Origin of the sequence: Listeria welshimeri serovar 6b str. SLCC5334 (assembly GCF_000060285.1) — a bacterium.
GTDB classification, from domain to species: Bacteria; Bacillota; Bacilli; order Lactobacillales; family Listeriaceae; genus Listeria; species Listeria welshimeri.
Genome location: NC_008555.1, coordinates 2,065,427 through 2,083,289, shown reverse-complemented (window position 1 = coordinate 2,083,289; position 17,863 = coordinate 2,065,427). Strand labels below are relative to the sequence as shown.

General features: G+C 37.6%; 14 protein-coding genes and 1 other annotated feature. Of the genes, 13 read left to right on the top strand and 1 reads right to left on the bottom strand.

Going from position 1 to position 17,863, the window contains the following annotated elements; all coding sequences use genetic code 11:
- Window positions 1–75 precede the first annotated feature (75 nt).
- From ftsA to cspB, 12 genes are all read left to right on the top strand, one after another.
- Window positions 76–1,356: a cell division protein FtsA gene (ftsA, locus tag LWE_RS10410; protein ID WP_011702810.1), complete on the top strand. Its 1,281-nt coding sequence runs from the start codon at window positions 76–78 to the stop codon at window positions 1,354–1,356.
- A 66-nt stretch (window positions 1,357–1,422) separates the two neighbouring features.
- Window positions 1,423–2,601 carry a cell division protein FtsZ gene (gene ftsZ, locus LWE_RS10405; RefSeq protein WP_011702809.1) on the top strand — a complete coding sequence of 393 codons (1,179 nt, stop codon included), beginning with the start codon at window positions 1,423–1,425 and terminating at the stop codon, window positions 2,599–2,601.
- Between the two features lie 120 nt (window positions 2,602–2,721).
- The gene (locus tag LWE_RS10400; RefSeq protein ID WP_011702808.1) at window positions 2,722–3,411 is read left to right on the top strand and encodes a YggS family pyridoxal phosphate-dependent enzyme; all 690 of its coding nucleotides are present in this window, start codon (window positions 2,722–2,724) and stop codon (window positions 3,409–3,411) included.
- A gap of 3 nt (window positions 3,412–3,414) precedes the next feature.
- Complete coding sequence (locus LWE_RS10395; RefSeq protein ID WP_011702807.1) at window positions 3,415–3,873, top strand: cell division protein SepF; 459 nt, start codon at window positions 3,415–3,417, stop codon at window positions 3,871–3,873.
- A gap of 22 nt (window positions 3,874–3,895) precedes the next feature.
- Window positions 3,896–4,186, top strand: coding sequence for a YggT family protein (locus tag LWE_RS10390; RefSeq protein WP_011702806.1), 291 nt, complete (start codon window positions 3,896–3,898; stop codon window positions 4,184–4,186).
- A 126-nt stretch (window positions 4,187–4,312) separates the two neighbouring features.
- Window positions 4,313–5,089, top strand: a complete 777-nt coding sequence (locus tag LWE_RS10385) for a YlmH family RNA-binding protein (RefSeq protein ID WP_011702805.1) — start codon at window positions 4,313–4,315, stop codon at window positions 5,087–5,089.
- Between the two features lie 185 nt (window positions 5,090–5,274).
- The gene (locus tag LWE_RS10380; RefSeq protein ID WP_011702804.1) at window positions 5,275–5,796 is read left to right on the top strand and encodes a transcription repressor NadR; all 522 of its coding nucleotides are present in this window, start codon (window positions 5,275–5,277) and stop codon (window positions 5,794–5,796) included.
- Window positions 5,797–5,891: 95 nt separating this feature from the next.
- Window positions 5,892–6,419 carry a septum site-determining protein DivIVA gene (gene divIVA / locus LWE_RS10375; protein ID WP_003725769.1) on the top strand — a complete coding sequence of 176 codons (528 nt, stop codon included), beginning with the start codon at window positions 5,892–5,894 and terminating at the stop codon, window positions 6,417–6,419.
- Window positions 6,416–6,649: a binding site (T-box leader), on the top strand. Its footprint overlaps the gene before it by 4 nt.
- A 51-nt stretch (window positions 6,650–6,700) precedes the next feature.
- Complete coding sequence (gene ileS, locus LWE_RS10370) at window positions 6,701–9,466, top strand: isoleucine--tRNA ligase (protein ID WP_011702803.1); 2,766 nt, start codon at window positions 6,701–6,703, stop codon at window positions 9,464–9,466.
- Window positions 9,467–9,577: 111 nt separating this feature from the next.
- A complete protein-coding gene (gene dapF / locus LWE_RS10365) occupies window positions 9,578–10,564 on the top strand; it encodes a diaminopimelate epimerase (RefSeq protein WP_011702802.1) in 987 nt (328 codons plus the stop codon).
- A gap of 13 nt (window positions 10,565–10,577) precedes the next feature.
- Complete coding sequence (locus tag LWE_RS10360) at window positions 10,578–11,273, top strand: phosphatase PAP2 family protein (protein WP_011702801.1); 696 nt, start codon at window positions 10,578–10,580, stop codon at window positions 11,271–11,273.
- 286 nt (window positions 11,274–11,559) lie between these two features.
- Entirely contained in the window at window positions 11,560–11,760 is a 201-nt protein-coding gene (cspB, locus tag LWE_RS10355; protein WP_003723180.1) for a cold-shock protein CspB, read from the top strand.
- 68 nt (window positions 11,761–11,828) lie between these two features.
- Here cspB and LWE_RS10350 read toward each other — a convergent pair whose 3' ends face one another.
- A complete protein-coding gene (locus LWE_RS10350; protein WP_011702800.1) occupies window positions 11,829–14,927 on the bottom strand; it encodes an alpha-mannosidase in 3,099 nt (1,032 codons plus the stop codon).
- 279 nt (window positions 14,928–15,206) lie between these two features.
- On the opposite strand from LWE_RS10350, the gene LWE_RS10345 reads away from it, so the two are divergent.
- The gene (locus LWE_RS10345; RefSeq protein ID WP_011702799.1) at window positions 15,207–17,861 is read left to right on the top strand and encodes an alpha-mannosidase; all 2,655 of its coding nucleotides are present in this window, start codon (window positions 15,207–15,209) and stop codon (window positions 17,859–17,861) included.
- Window positions 17,862–17,863: the final 2 nt, after the last annotated feature.

Genomic DNA, 17,863 nt, shown 5'->3' with positions numbered 1-17,863 from the left:
AAAACCGGCTTCGTTCGGTATAAAAAATGAAATAAATAAATGATAAATGACTAGAATAAAAGGAGGTGCCGATAAATGGGTGATAGCGAAATTTATGTAAGTTTAGACATTGGAACAGCTTCTGTTAAAGTAATCATCGCAGAAATGGCTGACGATAGACTCAATATTATCGGTGTTGGGAATGTCGAATCTTCCGGAATAAAAAAAGGGATTATTATCGACATAGACAAGACTGTAGAATCCATTAAAAAGGCAATTGAACAAGCAGAAAGAATGGTTGGCGTTGAAATTTCTCAAGTAATCGTTGGGGTAGTATCGAGTCAAGTGCATTTAGAAGCTTGCCGAGGAATTGTGGCAGTAGGTAGCGAAAATCGAGAAATTACAGATGAAGATGTCTGGAATGTGATGGACGCAGCTCAAGTTGTTCCTCTATCTCCTGAAAGAGAAATTATTAATACCATACCAGACCAATTTGTTGTGGATGGCTTAACAGGAATTACAGATCCACGTGGAATGATTGGTGTTCGTTTAGAGATGGAAGGTACATTAATTACTGGTTCAAAAACAATTTTACATAATACGTTACGTTGTGTAGAACGCGCTGGGCTTGAAATTTCTGATATCGCTTTACAACCACTTGCTGAGGCATCAATTTCTTTATCGGACGATGATAAAGAATTTGGGACAGCACTCGTGAATGTTGGTGCAGGAACAACAACTATCAGTGTGTTTGAACAAGGACGATTAACTTATACTGGTGTCATCCCTGTTGGTGGAGATAATATTACAAAAGACCTATCTCTTGGCCTTAATACATCTACTGCCAATGCTGATCGTGTCAAATTGGATCATGGATATGCATTTTATGATGATGCTTCTCCAGATGAAGTATTTGCGATTGACGTTATTGGTAGTGACCAAAAACAACATTTCACACAAGTGGAAGTAGCAGACATTATCGAAGCACGAATGGAAGAGATTTTCCAATTAGTTATGGAAGATTTAACACGAGTTGGTAAAACGCATCTTCCTGGTGGCTATGTCTTAACAGGTGGTTCCATGGCAATTCCAGGCGCCATTGATTTAGCTGGGAAAACGTTGCAAGCCCATGTTAGATTGGCAATTCCTGATTATATTGGTGTCCGTGAACCTTCCTTTACAACAGCAGTCGGCTTAATTAAATATGCTTATCAAATGGCTGAATTAGAAGGGCGCGATGTAAGTAGCGCAGCAAATGAACCACACTATGATGATGATGCACCAAGACAAAAACAACCTAAACAAAAACAAAAGAAATCAGATGACGAAAAAGTATCTACAAAAATGAAGAATTTTTTCGGCGCATTTTTTGAATAAAAGTGAATAGCTGGTGAATCAGCAAGAAAATCGTATCGTATAAATCGGCAAATAGGAGGCAATAATATGTTAGAATTTGACACTAGTTCAGAAAGTTTGGCAACAATTAAAGTAATCGGTGTTGGCGGCGGCGGTAACAACGCTGTAAACCGTATGATCGAGCACGGTGTTCAAGGAGTAGAATTTATCTCTGTTAATACAGATGCTCAAGCACTTAACTTAGCAAAAGCAGAAACAAAACTACAAATCGGTACAAAATTAACGCGTGGATTAGGCGCGGGTGCTGTACCTGAAATTGGTAAAAAAGCAGCAGAAGAAAGTCGCGAACAAATTGAAGAAGCTTTAAAAGGCTCTGATATGGTGTTCGTCACTGCTGGAATGGGCGGCGGAACTGGAACTGGGGCTGCACCTGTTATCGCTCAAATCGCAAAAGAAATGGGCGCTTTAACAGTAGGTGTTGTTACTCGACCATTTGGTTTTGAAGGACCAAAACGTACGAAACAAGCTCTAACTGGAACAGAAGCAATGAAAGAAGCAGTAGATACTTTAATTGTTATCCCTAACGACCGTTTACTTCAAATTGTGGATAAAAATACGCCTATGCTTGAAGCTTTCCGCGAAGCAGATAATGTTTTACGTCAAGGTGTACAAGGGATTTCTGACTTGATTGCCGTTCCTGGTTTAATTAACTTAGACTTTGCTGATGTAAAAACGATTATGACTAACCGTGGTTCTGCTCTTATGGGGATTGGTATTGCGACTGGTGAAAATCGTGCCGCAGAAGCAGCTAAAAAAGCTATTTCTTCTCCACTTCTTGAAACTTCCGTAGACGGAGCAAAAGGTGTTTTAATGAATATTACAGGCGGATCTAATCTTAGCCTTTATGAAGTACAAGAAGCAGCTGAAATCGTATCTAGCGCATCTGACGAAGATGTAAATATGATTTTCGGTTCTGTAATTAATGATGAACTAAAAGATGAATTGATTGTCACTGTTATTGCAACAGGATTTGATGAAGAAAAACAAGCACAACAACAAGCGCAAGTAAATCGTCGTCCAAACCAATCTATTCAAGTAAATCGCCCAAGTTATGCTGTGCAAGATGAACCGCAAAATGATTATGCACAAAATGCACCGCAACAAACGAACAACCCAGTGCAAGAACAACCACAAGCTGAGCCACAACAAAATAGCTCAGATGTTGATGTACCAGCATTTATCCGTAATCGTAACCGTCGTGGATAATACTTATAACTCAAATCACCCGGCCACTGTCCATGTTTAATTTAAGTGACCGGGTATCTGACTATAACAGGAGGCGTTTCAAAAGAAATGCTTCGGGAATTATATAAGGTGATGAAACAAATGACAAAACAAGCTAATTTAGAACAAGTAACTGCACAAATAAAGCGTGCTTGTGAAGAAAGTAATCGTCAGCAGGAAGATGTAACTTTAGTAGCTGTTACAAAAACTATTGATACGGCTGGAATCACAGAGCTTTATAATTTAGGAATTCGTCATTTTGGTGAAAATCGCGCAGATGTTTTTCTTGAAAAAACCATAGAGCTTGCAGATAAAGAAGACATTTGTTGGCATTACATTGGCTCTTTACAAACTCGTAAAGTAAAAGATGTTTTACCAAAAATCGATTATTTGCATTCGCTTGACCGATCTTCTCTTGCAAAAGAGATAGAAAAGCGAGCAACTAAACCTGTGAAATGTTTTTTACAAGTGAATATTTCTGGCGAAGAGAGCAAACATGGCTTTTCAAAAGAAGAAGCGTTGTCTTTTTTACAAGAAGCTGATTTCAACTTTATTGAAATTGTAGGCTTAATGACAATGGCACCTATTACAAATAGCGACATAGAGCTGCATCACGTATTTCATGAGTTAAAGCAATTGCAGCAAGAAATTCATGCGCTTCAGTTAAAAAACATTCCGTGCACTGAGTTATCTATGGGGATGACGAACGATTACGGAATTGCGATTACAGAAGGTGCTACATTTATACGAGTAGGAAGAGCTTTGGTGAATGACGATAATATGGAGGTGTAACAAATGGGACTATCGAATAAATTTAAGTCATTCTTTTTCTTAGATGAAGAGGAAGAATATTATGAAGAGGAAGTAGCGAGGGAACCAGAACCTATGCAAAAGAAAACGAAGAAGGAAAAACCTAGTAAAAATCGTTTTTATGCCGTTGAAGAAGAGGATGCGAAGGTGGTTAGTATGCAAGGAGCTCAGTATTCTAGTCGTATGGTACTCGCAGAACCACGGGTATATGCAGAAGCCCAAGAACTTGCGGACTATTTAAAAGATTATAAAACGGTTGTTGTAAACTTACAACGCATTAGCCATGACCAAGCGACACGTATTGTTGATTTCTTAAGCGGTACGGTTTATGCCTTGGGTGGAGATATTCAACGTGTTGGGAATAATATTTTCTTATGTACTCCAGATAATGTTGAAGTAAATGGCTCTATTTCCGAAATGCTTGATGAACAAAACTTTATGTAATGAATTAGAGGTGTGAACTAGATTGCAAAGTATTTTATATCAAGTGGTGGAAATTGTTTTATTCATAATTAGATGGTTGCCAACACTAATGTTTATTTATTTCTTGATGAGCTGGTTTCCAGGCGCAAGAGAGTCGAAAATCGGTCAATTTTTAGCACGTATTTTTGAACCGATTTTAGAACCTTTTAGGAGAATTATTCCGCCGATTGGGATGTTTGATATTTCGTCCCTTGTGGCATATATCATTTTCCAATATGCGATGAGAGTTTTAACTGGTTTAATTCAAGTATATGTTATTCCAATGCTATTTTAAAAAGGACACCCGTTTTTTAATGGGTGGCTTTTTTTGAATAATAAAAGCAAGATTAGCCTAGTAGCAGCTGCTTTCATGATATAATAGGGCTAAAGACTCGGAACAGATTGAAAGGGAGAAACGACGATGGATGGAATTTATCAGCATTTTCGCGCAGAAGAATACGCATTTATTGATAAGATTTTAGGAATTACGATGCAAGTAGAAAATGAATATACGCCACAACTGACGGATTTCTTGGATCCAAGACAACGCTACATTACCGAAACAGTTATTGGTGGTTATGATGAGATCAATGTCCAGTTTTTTGGTGGGGTAGCGCATGCTGAACGTCGACGTGCACTGATTTATCCTGATTACTATACACCAACTGAAGCAGACTTTGAAATTGCTTTATTCCATATTCGTTATCCGGTGAAATTTACGACACTTACACATCAAAAAATACTTGGGACATTGATGTCACTTGGAATGAAACGCGATATTTTTGGCAATATTTTGAATAATGATAACGAGTGGCAGTTACTTGTAGAAAGTTCAATGAAGGATTATTTAACCTTGCAGCTAGAAAAAATTGGTAAAGTAAATGTGATGTTAGAGGAAACGGACTTAACGAATGCTGTCTATGCACCAGTTGTTTGGGAAGAAGTGGGTTTAACGGTTTCTAGTATGCGACTCGACGTCATTATTAGCAATGCGCACCATATTTCTAGACAAAAAGCGAAACAATTAGTTACCGCAGGGCTGGTTAAAGTAAACTGGAAAACAGTAGAAAATCCAGATTTTGAATGTGAAGAAGAAGATGTATTATCTGCCCGTGGGTATGGTCGTGTAAAAGTACTATCAACTGGTGGCAGAACGAAGAAAGACAAAATTCGTATGGAAATTGGTTACTTAAAATAAAAAAACAAGGTTAAATAGCTTTCCTGCTCGTTTATTTAACTAAATAATGCTATTCTTTACAACATAAACGGTATCATTGTTTTTATGTAGATTGGCTAATGTTTCTTCTGGAGAATAAATACCATCTTTTAGCGATATAATGTTTAAAGAAGAAATCGATAAATTACTACGAAAAAGGTGATAAGATGAAAAAAATATTAGGGGATACACGCAGGCAATTGATTTTAAAATGGTTAAAAGAAAGCGACAAGCCTATTTCTGGGAACCAGCTAGCGAGTAAAACGAATGTTAGTCGTCAAGTAATTGTTCAAGATATTTCTTTGTTAAAAGCTGGTAATGAGCCTATTATGGCTACCCCGCAAGGTTATATTTATGCTCAAGAAACAAGCTATACAGGGGAAAGACGAGTTATTGCCGTTAAACATACAAAAGAACAAGCGGCAGAAGAACTGAATATTTTGGTGGATTATGGTGTGTCGGTTATTGATGTGATTGTGGATCATCCTATCTACGGCGAAATCACTGCCTCCTTACATTTAAAAAACCGTTTTGACGTAGAGAAATTTGTACGGAAATTGCAGACTACAGGAGCGACCATGCTGTCAGGTTTAACAGATGGGACTCATTTACATACAATTGAAGCAGATACGAAAGAACAATTGGAACAGGCGATTAATGCACTTGATAAGGCCGGATTTTTAATCTAGTCATTTTTCAATATAAATTGTAGGAAAAAGCTAGTAACTATGGTAGAATGTATGTTAGGTATTTATAAACAAATAGTCGTATGGAGGTGCTAAATATGCCATTATCGCCGCTGGATATACATAACAAAGAGTTTACCCGTGGTTTTAGAGGTTATGACGAAGACGAAGTAAATGACTTCCTCGATCAAATCATTAAAGATTATGAACAAGTTATTAAAGAGAAAAAGCGTATTGAGGACACTTTAAATAATAGTGAAGAACGTTTAGGTCATTTTACCAACATTGAAGAAACGTTAAACAAATCATTAATCGTGGCACAAACTGCTGCTGAGGAAGTGAAAGCTTCCGCTGAAAAAGAAGCCAAACTAATTATTCGTGAAGCAGAAAAAAATGCAGACCGAATTTTAAGTGACTCTCTTTCTAAAGCTCGCAAAATTGCGATTGAAATTGAAGACCTAAAACGTCAATCAAAAGTATTCCGTGAGCGCCTGCGTATGCTAGTAGAAGCGCAAATGGATTTAATTAAAAGTGAAGATTGGCAGCAAATGATGGCTTACGATGTGGATGCAACTGAACTAGCATCTATCAAAGAAGTCGAAGCAGCTGAATCTGAAGAACGTTAAAAACGATTATTAGAGACAAGTAAATTTTTTAGATAAAGGATATAAAGCGAGTTGGTAAACGGTGCGAGACCAGCTATCCTCTAAAGAATGGAAATCACTCTTTAGTTCTAACCCGAAAAAGCAATTGCTTGAGTAAGCGTTAGCGCGAGCCAGCGTTATGGCTATAATGAAGTGGACAAGCAGATTAGATGCCTGTCAACAAGGGTGGTACCGCGAATCTCGTCCCTTTTTGGGAGAGATTTTTTTGCGTTTAAAAATAAAGATTTAAAGGAGAAGAGAATATGGAATATAAAGATACGTTATTAATGCCAAAAACAGATTTTCCAATGCGTGGAAATCTACCGAATAAAGAACCTGAATGGCAAGCGAAATGGGAAGAAGAAAAGTTATACGAGAAAATTCAAGAAAAAAATACTGGACGCAAGGCGTATATTTTACATGATGGTCCTCCCTATGCAAACGGAGAGCTTCATATGGGGCATGCGCTAAATAAAACAATCAAAGATATTATTGTTCGTTATAAATCAATGGCTGGTTTCAGTTCTCCGTATGTGCCAGGATGGGATACACATGGCCTTCCAATTGAAACAGCAATCGCGAAAAAAGGCGTTAAACGCAAAGAAATGTCTATTGCTGAATTCCGTAAACTGTGTGCCGAATATGCGATGACCCAAGTAGACGGTCAGCGTACAGGTTTCAAACGTCTTGGAATTAACGGTGACTGGGAAAACCCATATATCACTCTTTTACCAGAATATGAAGCAGAGCAAATCAAGGTATTCGGGGAAATGGCGAAAAAAGGCTATATTTACAAAGGAAAAAAACCAGTTTATTGGTCTCCTTCTAGTGAATCTGCACTTGCAGAAGCAGAAATCGAATACCAAGATAAAAAATCTGCCTCTATTTTTGTTGCATTCAAAGTTACTGATGGCAAAGGCGTATTAGACGAAGGAACAAACATTGTAATCTGGACAACGACTCCTTGGACAATCCCAGCAAACATGGGTATTACTGTTAATCCGGATTTAGACTATGTAGTAATTGAATCCGCAGGTGAAAAATATGTTGTAGCAGAAGCTCTTTTACCAAATTTACGTGAAAAACTAGGCTTTGAAGATGCGACGGTTGTTAAAACAGTGCGTGGTTCTGAACTTGACCGTATCGTAACGAAACATCCATTCTATGACCGTGATTCCTTAGTAATGAACGGTGAGCATGCTACAGCAGAAGCAGGTACTGGTGCAGTTCATACGGCTCCTGGACATGGGGAAGATGACTTTTTAATCGGGAAAAAATACGATTTAGAAATTCTTGCTCCACTAGATGATCGTGGTGTATTCACAGATGAAGCTCCAGGATTTGAAGGTGTCTTTTATGATACTGCTAATAAAATGGTTACTGAAAAATTAGAAGAAGTGGGCGCACTACTAAAAATGGAATTCATCACTCACTCCTATCCACATGATTGGCGCACAAAAAAACCCGTTATCTTCCGTGCAACAGCGCAGTGGTTTGCTTCCATTGACGCTTTCCGTGATGACTTACTCAAAGCTGTCAAAGGTGTTAACTGGACTCCTGCATGGGGAGAAACACGTCTATTCAATATGGTACGCGACCGCGGTGATTGGGTGATTTCTCGTCAACGTGCATGGGGTGTTCCACTTCCAATTTTCTACGCGGAAAATGGAGAAGCGATTATTACAGACGAAACCATCAACCACATTTCGGAACTTTTCCGTGAACATGGTTCGAATGTTTGGTTTGAACGTGATGTGAAAGATTTATTACCAGATGGTTTTACACATCCAGGTAGCCCAAATGGTGAATTTACGAAAGAAACGGATATTATGGATGTTTGGTTTGATTCTGGTTCTAGTCATCAAGCTGTGCTGAATGCTCGCCCAGAATTAACTCGTCCAGCTGATTTGTATATGGAAGGCTCTGACCAATATCGTGGTTGGTTTAACTCATCTTTAACGACAGCTGTTGCCATTACTGGTGAAGCTCCTTACCGTAACGTATTAAGCCATGGTTTCGCACTTGACGGGGAAGGTCGCAAAATGAGTAAATCGCTCGGAAATACGCTTCTTCCAGGTAAAGTAATTAAACAACTCGGTGCGGATATTGTTCGTCTTTGGGTTGCTTCTGTTGATTATCAAGCTGATGTTCGCGTTAGTGATGAAATCTTAAAACAAGTATCTGAAGTGTACCGTAAAATCCGTAATACTATGCGTTTCTTACTAGGGAATATTAATGATTTCAACCCAACTACTAACACGGTCTCTTATGAAAATTTACGTGAAGTAGACAAATATATGCTAATCAAATTAAATGACTTAGTGAAAAATGTGAAGGATAGCTATGAAGCTTTTGAATTCTCTACTATTTATCACCAAATTAACAATTTCTGTACAGTAGAATTAAGTCAATTTTACATGGACTTTGCCAAGGATGTTGTCTATATTGAAGCAGCTGATAGCAACGATCGCCGTGCAATGCAAACAGTCTTTTATGAAGCGGCTGTTACGTTAACTAAATTACTTGCTCCAATTTTACCGCATACAACAGAAGAAGTTTGGAATAGTTTAATTGGTGAAGGAGCAGAAAGCATTCACTTGCAAGACTTACCAGATGTAAAAGTATTAGCAGATAGCGAAGAAATTACAGCGAAATGGGACGCATTCATGCAAATTCGTGATAATGTGCAAAAAGCATTAGAATTCGCTCGTAATGAAAAACTAATTGGTAAATCAATGCTTGCAAAAGTAACTTTGTATGTTGATGGAGAAGCGAAAACACTGTTTGATTCATTAGAAGGCGATTTCGCACAACTGTTTATCGTTTCTGACTTTGAACTAGTGGAAGGTTTAGAAAATGCACCAGAATCTGCATTTAAGTCAAATCAAGTAGCTGTTCAAATTACTGTAGCAGAAGGCGAAACATGCGAACGTTGTCGTGTAGTGAAAAAAGATGTGGGTGTAGATCCAAAACATCCAACACTTTGTGGTCGCTGTGCTGATATTGTTGTAAAACACTACGAAGCTTAATGCTCGCTTGGGGAAAATCCTAGTCATCTAAAAGGAGGTTTCCCCAAGCTTTTTTAATTTGAGATGTGGTATTATAGACGTAATTCCAAATAAAGGAGGTTGCTTGAAGTAATGGCAATAATTCACTTTACAAAAGTACATGGTTCGCAAAATGATTTTTTCTTAGTTGATGAAGAAGAAAATCATATTACTGCTTGGTCTGATACAAAACGAGCTGATTTTGCGATAAAACTTTGCGACAGAAGTCATTCGCTAGGCGGGGCTGATGGTATTTTATATGTTGCAAAAAGCAATAAAGCGGGAGCGATTGGTCAAATGCGTGTCGTTAATTCAGATGGTTCGATTGCTTCGATGTGTGGTAACGGCTTAAGAACGGTAGCCCGCTATTTACTTGAAAAGCACGCATTGACAGACGCAAAAGTGGAAACAATGAAAGCGATACTAGATGTTCGAAAAGCAACTTCACTTGGTTTTGATATTCCAACGTATCAAGTCGAAATTTCTCCGGTTAAATTTAATCCAGAAAGTTTACCAATGTATGTAGGCGTGGAAAAATTATTTAATCAAGTTATTCCAGAACTTGACGAAGAGCTCGCTTTTTCAGCTGTTTCTGTTCCAAATCCCCATTTAATTACATTTGTAGATCAAACCGTCTTAGATTCCGATAAACAAGAAAAATTAGCGAGTTTTTTAAATAGCGAAAACCCTTATTTTCCAGATGGTGTAAATGTGAGTTTTGTGAAACGCCTGAATGAAGATGCTATTTATGTGCGGACTTTTGAACGCGGTGTTGGATTTACGAACGCTTGCGGAACAGCAATGTCGGCATGTAGTTTAATTAAAAAAATGTTAGATCAGGATACTTTGGAAACACCACTCAATGTTTATAATGATGGTGGTAGAGTGCAAGTAACTGCGAAAAAAGACGAAACAGGCGACATTTCGTTACAACTAATTGGTAATGCGACATTCGTTAGTACTGGTTCTGTTCGTTATGATGATATAGTTACTGAGCTCACAAATGAAGCGACAGTAGAACAAGCGCAATATCAAGAACTTGTTCAAGAAGTAAAACATTTTTTAAAAACAACTGGATGAAAAGGAGTTAAACATGAATACAAATCGTAAAAAAGCAACACCGTTATTCGTTATTGGCGGATTTTGTCTTGTTTTATTTATTACAATTGCCTCAGCTATAGCAACAGAAAGTAACTGGGTAGCGCGTTTTGATCTAAGTTGGATTGAAAAAATTCGTGGAGGAATACAGCCAGATAAAACATCTATTGTTAAGTTAGTGACAAATTTAGGTAGTGCAGAAACAACTATCATTTTAACTATTGTGGTCGTACTTATTCTATTCTTTTTACGAAAATTTGTTGTTGGTCTTTGGTTTGGTGGCACGATGCTTGTTTGTGGAGTGGTCCTAAATCTTGTTTTAAAAAGCTTGGTTGGTCGTACGCGTCCAGCTAGTGTTAATTGGTTAATTAGTGAGTCAGGTTTTAGTTTTCCTAGTGGACACGCGACTGCTACAGCTGTTTTTTATGGACTTGCAGCGATGTTCTTGATTTTTACAGTGCCAAAAATGTGGCAAAAAATCGTTATTGGAATTATCGGCTATGGTTTCATTTTATTTGTAATGTATACGCGTGTTTATCTCGGTGTGCATTTCCCAACGGACGTCCTTGGTGGATTCTTCCTTGGTACAGCTTCCGTTTTTATCTCTCTAGGAGTTTATTTCTTAGCTCGTAAGCCGCTACATAACTTACTTGTGAAATGGCGTATTAAAGATAAAAGTATCATTGATTAATAGAAAACCCTGTTGTAAGAATGAACTTATAGCAGGGTTTTTAAAAAAGTAAACTGAATAATCTATTTTGTAACCGTGCGGCTTTTTCGCTTGATTTATTTGTTCGTTGGCGTTAATATATAATTGTTGAGGAAGTTTATTTACACATTAGCAAGGATATTGATATGAGTGAGTATCTTTGCTAATATGTGAATTTTGTAATTGAAAAAATGCTTAGCTTGTTGTTAACATCTTTTTCGTTAGTAAAAGAAACATATTAAGAAAATTTTTTGGAGGTTTGTGAAATATGCAAACAGGTACAGTTAAATGGTTTAACAGTGAAAAAGGTTTCGGTTTCATCGAAGTAGAAGGCGGAGATGATGTATTCGTACACTTCAGCGCTATCGAAGGTGAAGGATTCAAAACTTTAGACGAAGGTCAAAGCGTTGAATTTGAAATCGTTGAAGGCCAACGTGGCCCACAAGCAGAAAAAGTTACTAAACTTTAATTCTGATCACGTTAAACGTATAAAACACGCAGCGAACTTCTTAGGGAGAAGTTCTGCTGCGCGTTTTTTTATGTTAGTTGAATTCGATATGTTTTAATTTCAAATGGAGAGATTGCAAAAGTTGGCGTTTTTAGTGATGTTTCATTTTCCTCAAGTAGATTGCATTCTGTTATAGAGGCAATCTGATAGTCACTATCTAATGTCACTTCACCGTGTGTGCCTGCAAATTCATGTAAACGAACAATGAAGCCATTAGCGTCCTCTGCTTGTTTTACACTATCAATTACCACATAAGGATTAGTCACTTGGAAAAGAGAGAACGGTTCTATTTCTCCTTTTGAAGAGAAAATAGGATTATTTAATTCCCATGCTGTTTGTACTGTTTCTCCGTCTAAGAAATCGCCTTGATGTGGGAAAAGAGAATAAGTGAAGTTATGGACGCCTAAATCGGCCTCTGGATCAGGATAACCAGCAGCTTTGAGCAAGGTTAAACGAATGGTGGAATCTTTAATATCATAACCATACTTAGAATCATTGAGTAAGCTTACACCATAATTTTTCTCAGAAAGGTCTGCCCACTGATGTCCAACTGTTTCAAAACGCGCATAATCCCAGCTTGTGTTCCAGTGGGTTGGTCGTTTCACATTTCCGAATTGGATATCATAACTTGCTTCACTTGCATGCACTGAAACAGGAAAGGCAACTTTTAGTAATTGATTACGATCACGCCAATCTACCTCTGTTTCGAATCTGATTTCAGGGCAATCATGATAAAAATGAATCCACTGAGTTATTTGTGATTTTTCCGAATGCAGTACTTGTTTAAGCGTTAATTTTAATGGACCGTTATCGACAAGTTCAAAAGAAGTTAAATCCTTGATTTCCTTTTGTTTTTCTTGATAGAAAAGGTCGATATCCCAAGCATCATGCCACATAGGTTTATCTTCAAATAATTGAAATACATTTCCACGTGCATTTTCCGCTAAAACTTGGCGGTTATTTTTTTTGTCAAAAATGGAGGTGAATTGCCCGTTTTCGTTCCATGTGATTTGATAAAATGGTGTTTCTAAAGTGTTATTTTTATAGTCAAAGGATGATTGTTTTAAAATATTTTTAGTTTCTTTCACTGAAATACTTGAAGCTCCTAATGATGGTAAGGTGGAATGTTGAATAAGCCAAGAGCCATTTGCTAATTTTTGCGCTGGAAGTGGGTTATTTTGTTCATCAAAAAATGCTAAATTATCAGCTGGATTTTCGGGCGATATTTCGATATAACGTGAACGAGACCACGTAGAACTATTCCAAAGGGTTATTTTCTCATCAACCGTTTTAGTTAAATTAGCTAACTGCTTGGAAATAAGCGTGTTAGTTTCTGTCAGCGCTTCAGTGTATTCGATAAGCGCGTCGTCATACACTTCTTTTATGGAAGAACCAGGAATAATATCATGAAACTGATTACGGAGCAAAATCTGCCAAATGCTTGCTAATTTTTCGGTCGGGTAAGTTGTTCCTTGTTTTAAATTAGCTAAAACAGAAAGCCATTCACTATCTCTTAAACCAAGTTCTATTTTACGGTTCATTTTTTTTGTAAAGGCTTGGCTTGTATAGGTGCCTCGGTGATATTCAAAATAAAGTTCCCCGTTCCAAGTATGAACGTATTGATCTGTGTTTTCGATTGTTTGGTGGAGGTCATTGAAATAATTTGTTGCGCTTTTTGGTTTTACTTCAGGAATTCCTGGCATTACATCATATCGGCGCCGCATTTCTAGCATTTCTCGGTTAACGCCTCCTCCTCCATCCCCGTATCCATAAGCAAGTAATAGTTCTTGATTCACTTCTTTATCTTGATATTTATCCCAAAGACCAACAAGTTCACGGGCAGTCATTTTACCATTATAAGTGGAAATACGGCTGTTTTTCTCTGGTGCAGTAATGAAGTGGGTCAGAATTTCGGTCCCATCGATTCCGCGCCACTTGAATGTATCATGCGGCATTCTGTTGTATTGATTCCAACTGATTTTAGTTGTCATAAAAGTTTTAATACCTGATTTACGAAGAATCTGTGGTAAAGCCCAGCTATATCCGAACACATCTGGTAGCCATAAAAAGCTTGAAGGTTTACCAAACTCCTCACGTAAAAACTTCTGGCCATAGAGCATTTGGCGAACGAGAGATTCCCCGCTTGGTATGTTACAGTCAGCTTCAAGCCACATTCCACCATCAGCTTCCCAGTTACCATCTTTAATCTTAGCCTTAATTTTAGCGTAAATTTCTGGATAGTCTTCTTTCATATAAGCATAAAGTTGTGGCTGAGACTGTAAAAATAAATATTCCGGATAATCTTCCATTAAATGAAGCACAGTAGAAAAGGAGCGAGCTGCTTTTTCACGAGTATGTTTTAAACGCCATAACCATGCTACATCTATATGAGTATGTCCAACTGCCGCTACTTTGATAGGAAAGTTTTTCGGCATTTCTTTAATCGCAGCTTGCAAGATTTGGTTGGCTGTTTCCATGGATGAAAGATTTTGCGCTGATCCAGGAGTTGACCAATCAATTGCAAGGTAAGCACGATTAATTGCTTGAAGAAGTGGTGCATGGATAGGATTTTTTTCTTCGAGTTGATCGAGTGTTTTTAAGGTTGCTTTACTAGTGAAATATAAGTCATCAATCACGAGATTTAAATAGCCAATAAATGCTTCTTTTAATTGATGTGTTTGAATCGAAGGCTTTCCTCCGCCCTCAAGGCCAGACCATAAACGAAAAACTAGTTCAGTTGTTTTTCCAGCAAAACTATCTGGGAAAAGAACTTCCCGGTGATTTTGATCCACACCTTGGAATGGTTCCCCGTTCACGAATAATAGGGATTCAAAACCTGAGTTATGTCCGTCACCAGTATTTCCAAAATCGAAGTAGCCAATCAAGCGTGTACTGGTTTTTACTTTTGGAAAAGTAATGGTTGTTTTTAACCAGACATAACGATCTCTGCCTGCCCAGTTATCTCCAATATTTAGTTCGGTGTGATAGCTAACATTAGCTGGTCGAGCAGCAATTTCTCCATCCGTATCTTCTGCTGCTTGAAATTTACTGATAGGATAAGTTTTTTCATAACGATAAAGCGCAACTTCATCTAGTCTACCTCGTAGTTTGTCTTTTGTGAAAAACATATGTATTCTCATATCCTTTCTCTATTTGTAGTAATTTTTTTGTCTGGAACGGTTTCAATATATCATAGCGAGAAAAGAAGTCAATTTGGCTTTTTTAAAGATTTGGAAAGGGATAAATTACCCATGTCTAGAGCAGTAAGGATTACGCTTTCTTGTAATGGACAAATCAAGGGAAAATGGATTATTCATAGTAGTTTCAGGCGTAGCATTGCAATTCGCTTTAGCCCTTACTATACTTAGCTTGAAAGCGAATACAAAAAGGATATTTGGAGGGTCAAAATGACTAGAAAGAAAGCGCATATTATTTCGCATTCTCATTGGGATAGAGAATGGTTTTTACCACTGGAAAGTTTAAGATTTAGACTTGTTACACTTATGGATGAAGTAGAAGCGTTACTTGATAAAGAAAATGGTTTTAATCACTTTCATATGGACGGACAAATGATCATGTTAGAAGATTATTTGGCTGTAAAACCGGCCAAAAAAGAAAAAATGAAGCAATTGGTTTCGGAAGGAAAATTACGCATTGGGCCATGGTATATGTTGCAAGATGCTTTTTTGACAAGTGGCGAAGCAAATATTCGTAATTTGCAATATGGATTAGAAATGGCAGAAGAATTTGGTCAAGTAGAAAAAATTGGTTATTTTCCAGATACGTTTGGATTATATGGTCAAGTACCACAATTAATGCGTCAAGCTGGTTTTGATACAGTTGTTTTCGGACGAGGTGTTAATCCAACTGGGTTTAATAATCAAGTTTTCGATAGTGCTTTTGCCTCGAAATATTCTGAGATGTTTTGGGAAAGTCCAGATGGTTCAAAAGTTTTAGGGATCTTACTAGCCAATTGGTATTCCAATGGTAATGAAATTCCAGTAGATAAAGAAGAAGCAAAAGATTTTTGGGATAAGAAATTAGCAGATGTGGAAAGATTTGCATCGACGGATGATTGGTTATTTATGAATGGTTGCGATCATCAACCTGTACAAATAGATTTAGCAGAAGCTCTTGAAGTAGCTCGGGAACTTTATCCAGATGTCGATTTTATTCACAGTCATTTTGAAAAATACCAAGATGCTGTAAAGGCTGGGCTTAAGCCTGAAAAACTACAAACAGTACATGGGGAGTTAACAAGCCAACAATCAGATGGTTGGTCAACACTTGCTAACACAGCTTCATCTCGGATTTATTTAAAACAAGCCAATGCGAAAATAGAACGATTACTAGAGCGCTTAGCTGAACCGATTTCTGTGATGGCAACAGAAGCAGGTGTTAGTTATCCACATGAATACTTAGCTTTTGCTTGGAAATTACTCATGGAAAACCAAATCCATGACAGTATTACAGGATGTAGTTTGGATGAGGTGCACCGCGAAATGGAAGCTCGTTTTGAAAAAGTGGAACAGAGGGCGATGGCTATTATCCAAAACGCAGCGCAAAAAATAGCGGAGCAAATAGCAACAAATGATGCAGGTATTCCAATTACTGTTTTTCATGCAGGTGGTATGGAAGCAACTAGAACAGTGGAATTAGAACTTGAAACAGATGCCATTCATTTTTCTGATATGCATTTTGAATTAATACCAGATGAACTTGCCAAACTTCCTGAACAAAGTTTCCGTTTAGAAACGAAGGACGGTAAAGAAATTCCAGTTATCGTAGAATCTCTTGGTACTAGATTCAATTATAATTTACCAGAGCGCAAATTCCGCGATTCTTATTTTGCTAGAAAATATAAACTAACTTTTGTGGTAGAAAATTTACCAGCAGTTGGTTATGAAACAATTTATGCGTATCCAGTTCATTTAGAAGACAATAATACGGAGATAGCACAAGACTTCCAACTAGAGAATCGTTATTTAAAAGTTGAAGTGGCGCCGAACGGGACTTATACGATTTTGGATAAACAGACAGCTGTTGAAATCGCAGGCGTTGGTGCATATGAGGATGCGGGTGACATTGGTAATGAGTATATGTTTAAAGAAACGGGAGACAATTTACGATTAAATACACTTGATTCAACACCTTTCATTCGTGTATTACGTGAAGATGAACTTGGTAAGACAATAGAAATTAAACATGAAATAGAAATCCCAGTCAGTGCAAGTAAAGCTTTTGCCGAAGAAAAACGCAGACTAGTGTGGCATCCAGACCGAAAATCTGATCGTTCGGAAAACCACACTACATTTAGAATTACGACAGAATTAACTTTGAATAAGCAGGATAAGCAATTAAATATCCGCATCAACTTTGTTAACAGTGTAGATGATCATCGCTTGCGAGTAATTTTACCAACTGGAAAGCAAACAGAAACGCATCAAGCGGGAAGTGTTTTTGAAGTAGTAACTCGTGCCAATAAACAAGTCAAAGAATGGACGAACCCAGCAAAAGATAATAGAAAACAAGGTTTTGTTGCTAGCGGAAACATGGTAGTTGCTAGTCTTGGGTTACCAGAGTATGAAGTAAGCGAACAAGGCGACAGTATCGAGTTAACACTATTACGCGCAGTTTCAGAAATTGGAGATTGGGGTGATTTCCCAGCATATGAAGCAGAATGCCATCGCGAAATCACAGCAGAATTCCATTTAATCCTAACAGATGAGCCGGATGTTGCTAACACTGCTATTCCAGCACAAGTAAACGCACTCTTAAGTCCAGTTTTTGCGATACAACATACATCAAAGAAAGAAAAAGTGCTCCCAGAAACAAAAGACTTTGCAAAATGGAAAACGGCAGATGGATTTGTATTCTCTGCGTGGAAACTCGCAAAAGATAATCAGCCTATTATTCGTTTTTATCAAACATCAAGCGAGCCAAAACTATTAAATACGGTTAATCCATGGAGAAAATCCACTATTTTAGAAGAGACAAGCGGAGATGCCGAAAGCCAATTTACTGTTTTACCAAATGAAATCATTACTTTAAAAGGAGTATAATT

Bases quoted from the DNA above. Each gene is read 5' to 3' on its own strand.
- LWE_RS10395 (WP_011702807.1), top strand. From the start codon at position 3,415: ATGGGACTATCGAATAAATTTAAGTCATTCTTTTTCTTAGATGAAGAG.
- LWE_RS10380 (WP_011702804.1), top strand. From the start codon at position 5,275: ATGAAAAAAATATTAGGGGATACACGCAGGCAATTGATTTTAAAATGG.
- LWE_RS10345 (WP_011702799.1), top strand. From the start codon at position 15,207: ATGACTAGAAAGAAAGCGCATATTATTTCGCATTCTCATTGGGATAGA.
- LWE_RS10385 (WP_011702805.1), top strand. From the start codon at position 4,313: ATGGATGGAATTTATCAGCATTTTCGCGCAGAAGAATACGCATTTATT.
- cspB (WP_003723180.1), top strand. From the start codon at position 11,560: ATGCAAACAGGTACAGTTAAATGGTTTAACAGTGAAAAAGGTTTCGGT.
- ileS (WP_011702803.1), top strand. From the start codon at position 6,701: ATGGAATATAAAGATACGTTATTAATGCCAAAAACAGATTTTCCAATG.
- ftsA (WP_011702810.1), top strand. From the start codon at position 76: ATGGGTGATAGCGAAATTTATGTAAGTTTAGACATTGGAACAGCTTCT.
- ftsZ (WP_011702809.1), top strand. From the start codon at position 1,423: ATGTTAGAATTTGACACTAGTTCAGAAAGTTTGGCAACAATTAAAGTA.
- LWE_RS10400 (WP_011702808.1), top strand. From the start codon at position 2,722: ATGACAAAACAAGCTAATTTAGAACAAGTAACTGCACAAATAAAGCGT.
- divIVA (WP_003725769.1), top strand. From the start codon at position 5,892: ATGCCATTATCGCCGCTGGATATACATAACAAAGAGTTTACCCGTGGT.
- dapF (WP_011702802.1), top strand. From the start codon at position 9,578: ATGGCAATAATTCACTTTACAAAAGTACATGGTTCGCAAAATGATTTT.
- LWE_RS10360 (WP_011702801.1), top strand. From the start codon at position 10,578: ATGAATACAAATCGTAAAAAAGCAACACCGTTATTCGTTATTGGCGGA.
- LWE_RS10350 (WP_011702800.1), bottom strand. From the start codon at position 14,927: ATGTTTTTCACAAAAGACAAACTACGAGGTAGACTAGATGAAGTTGCG.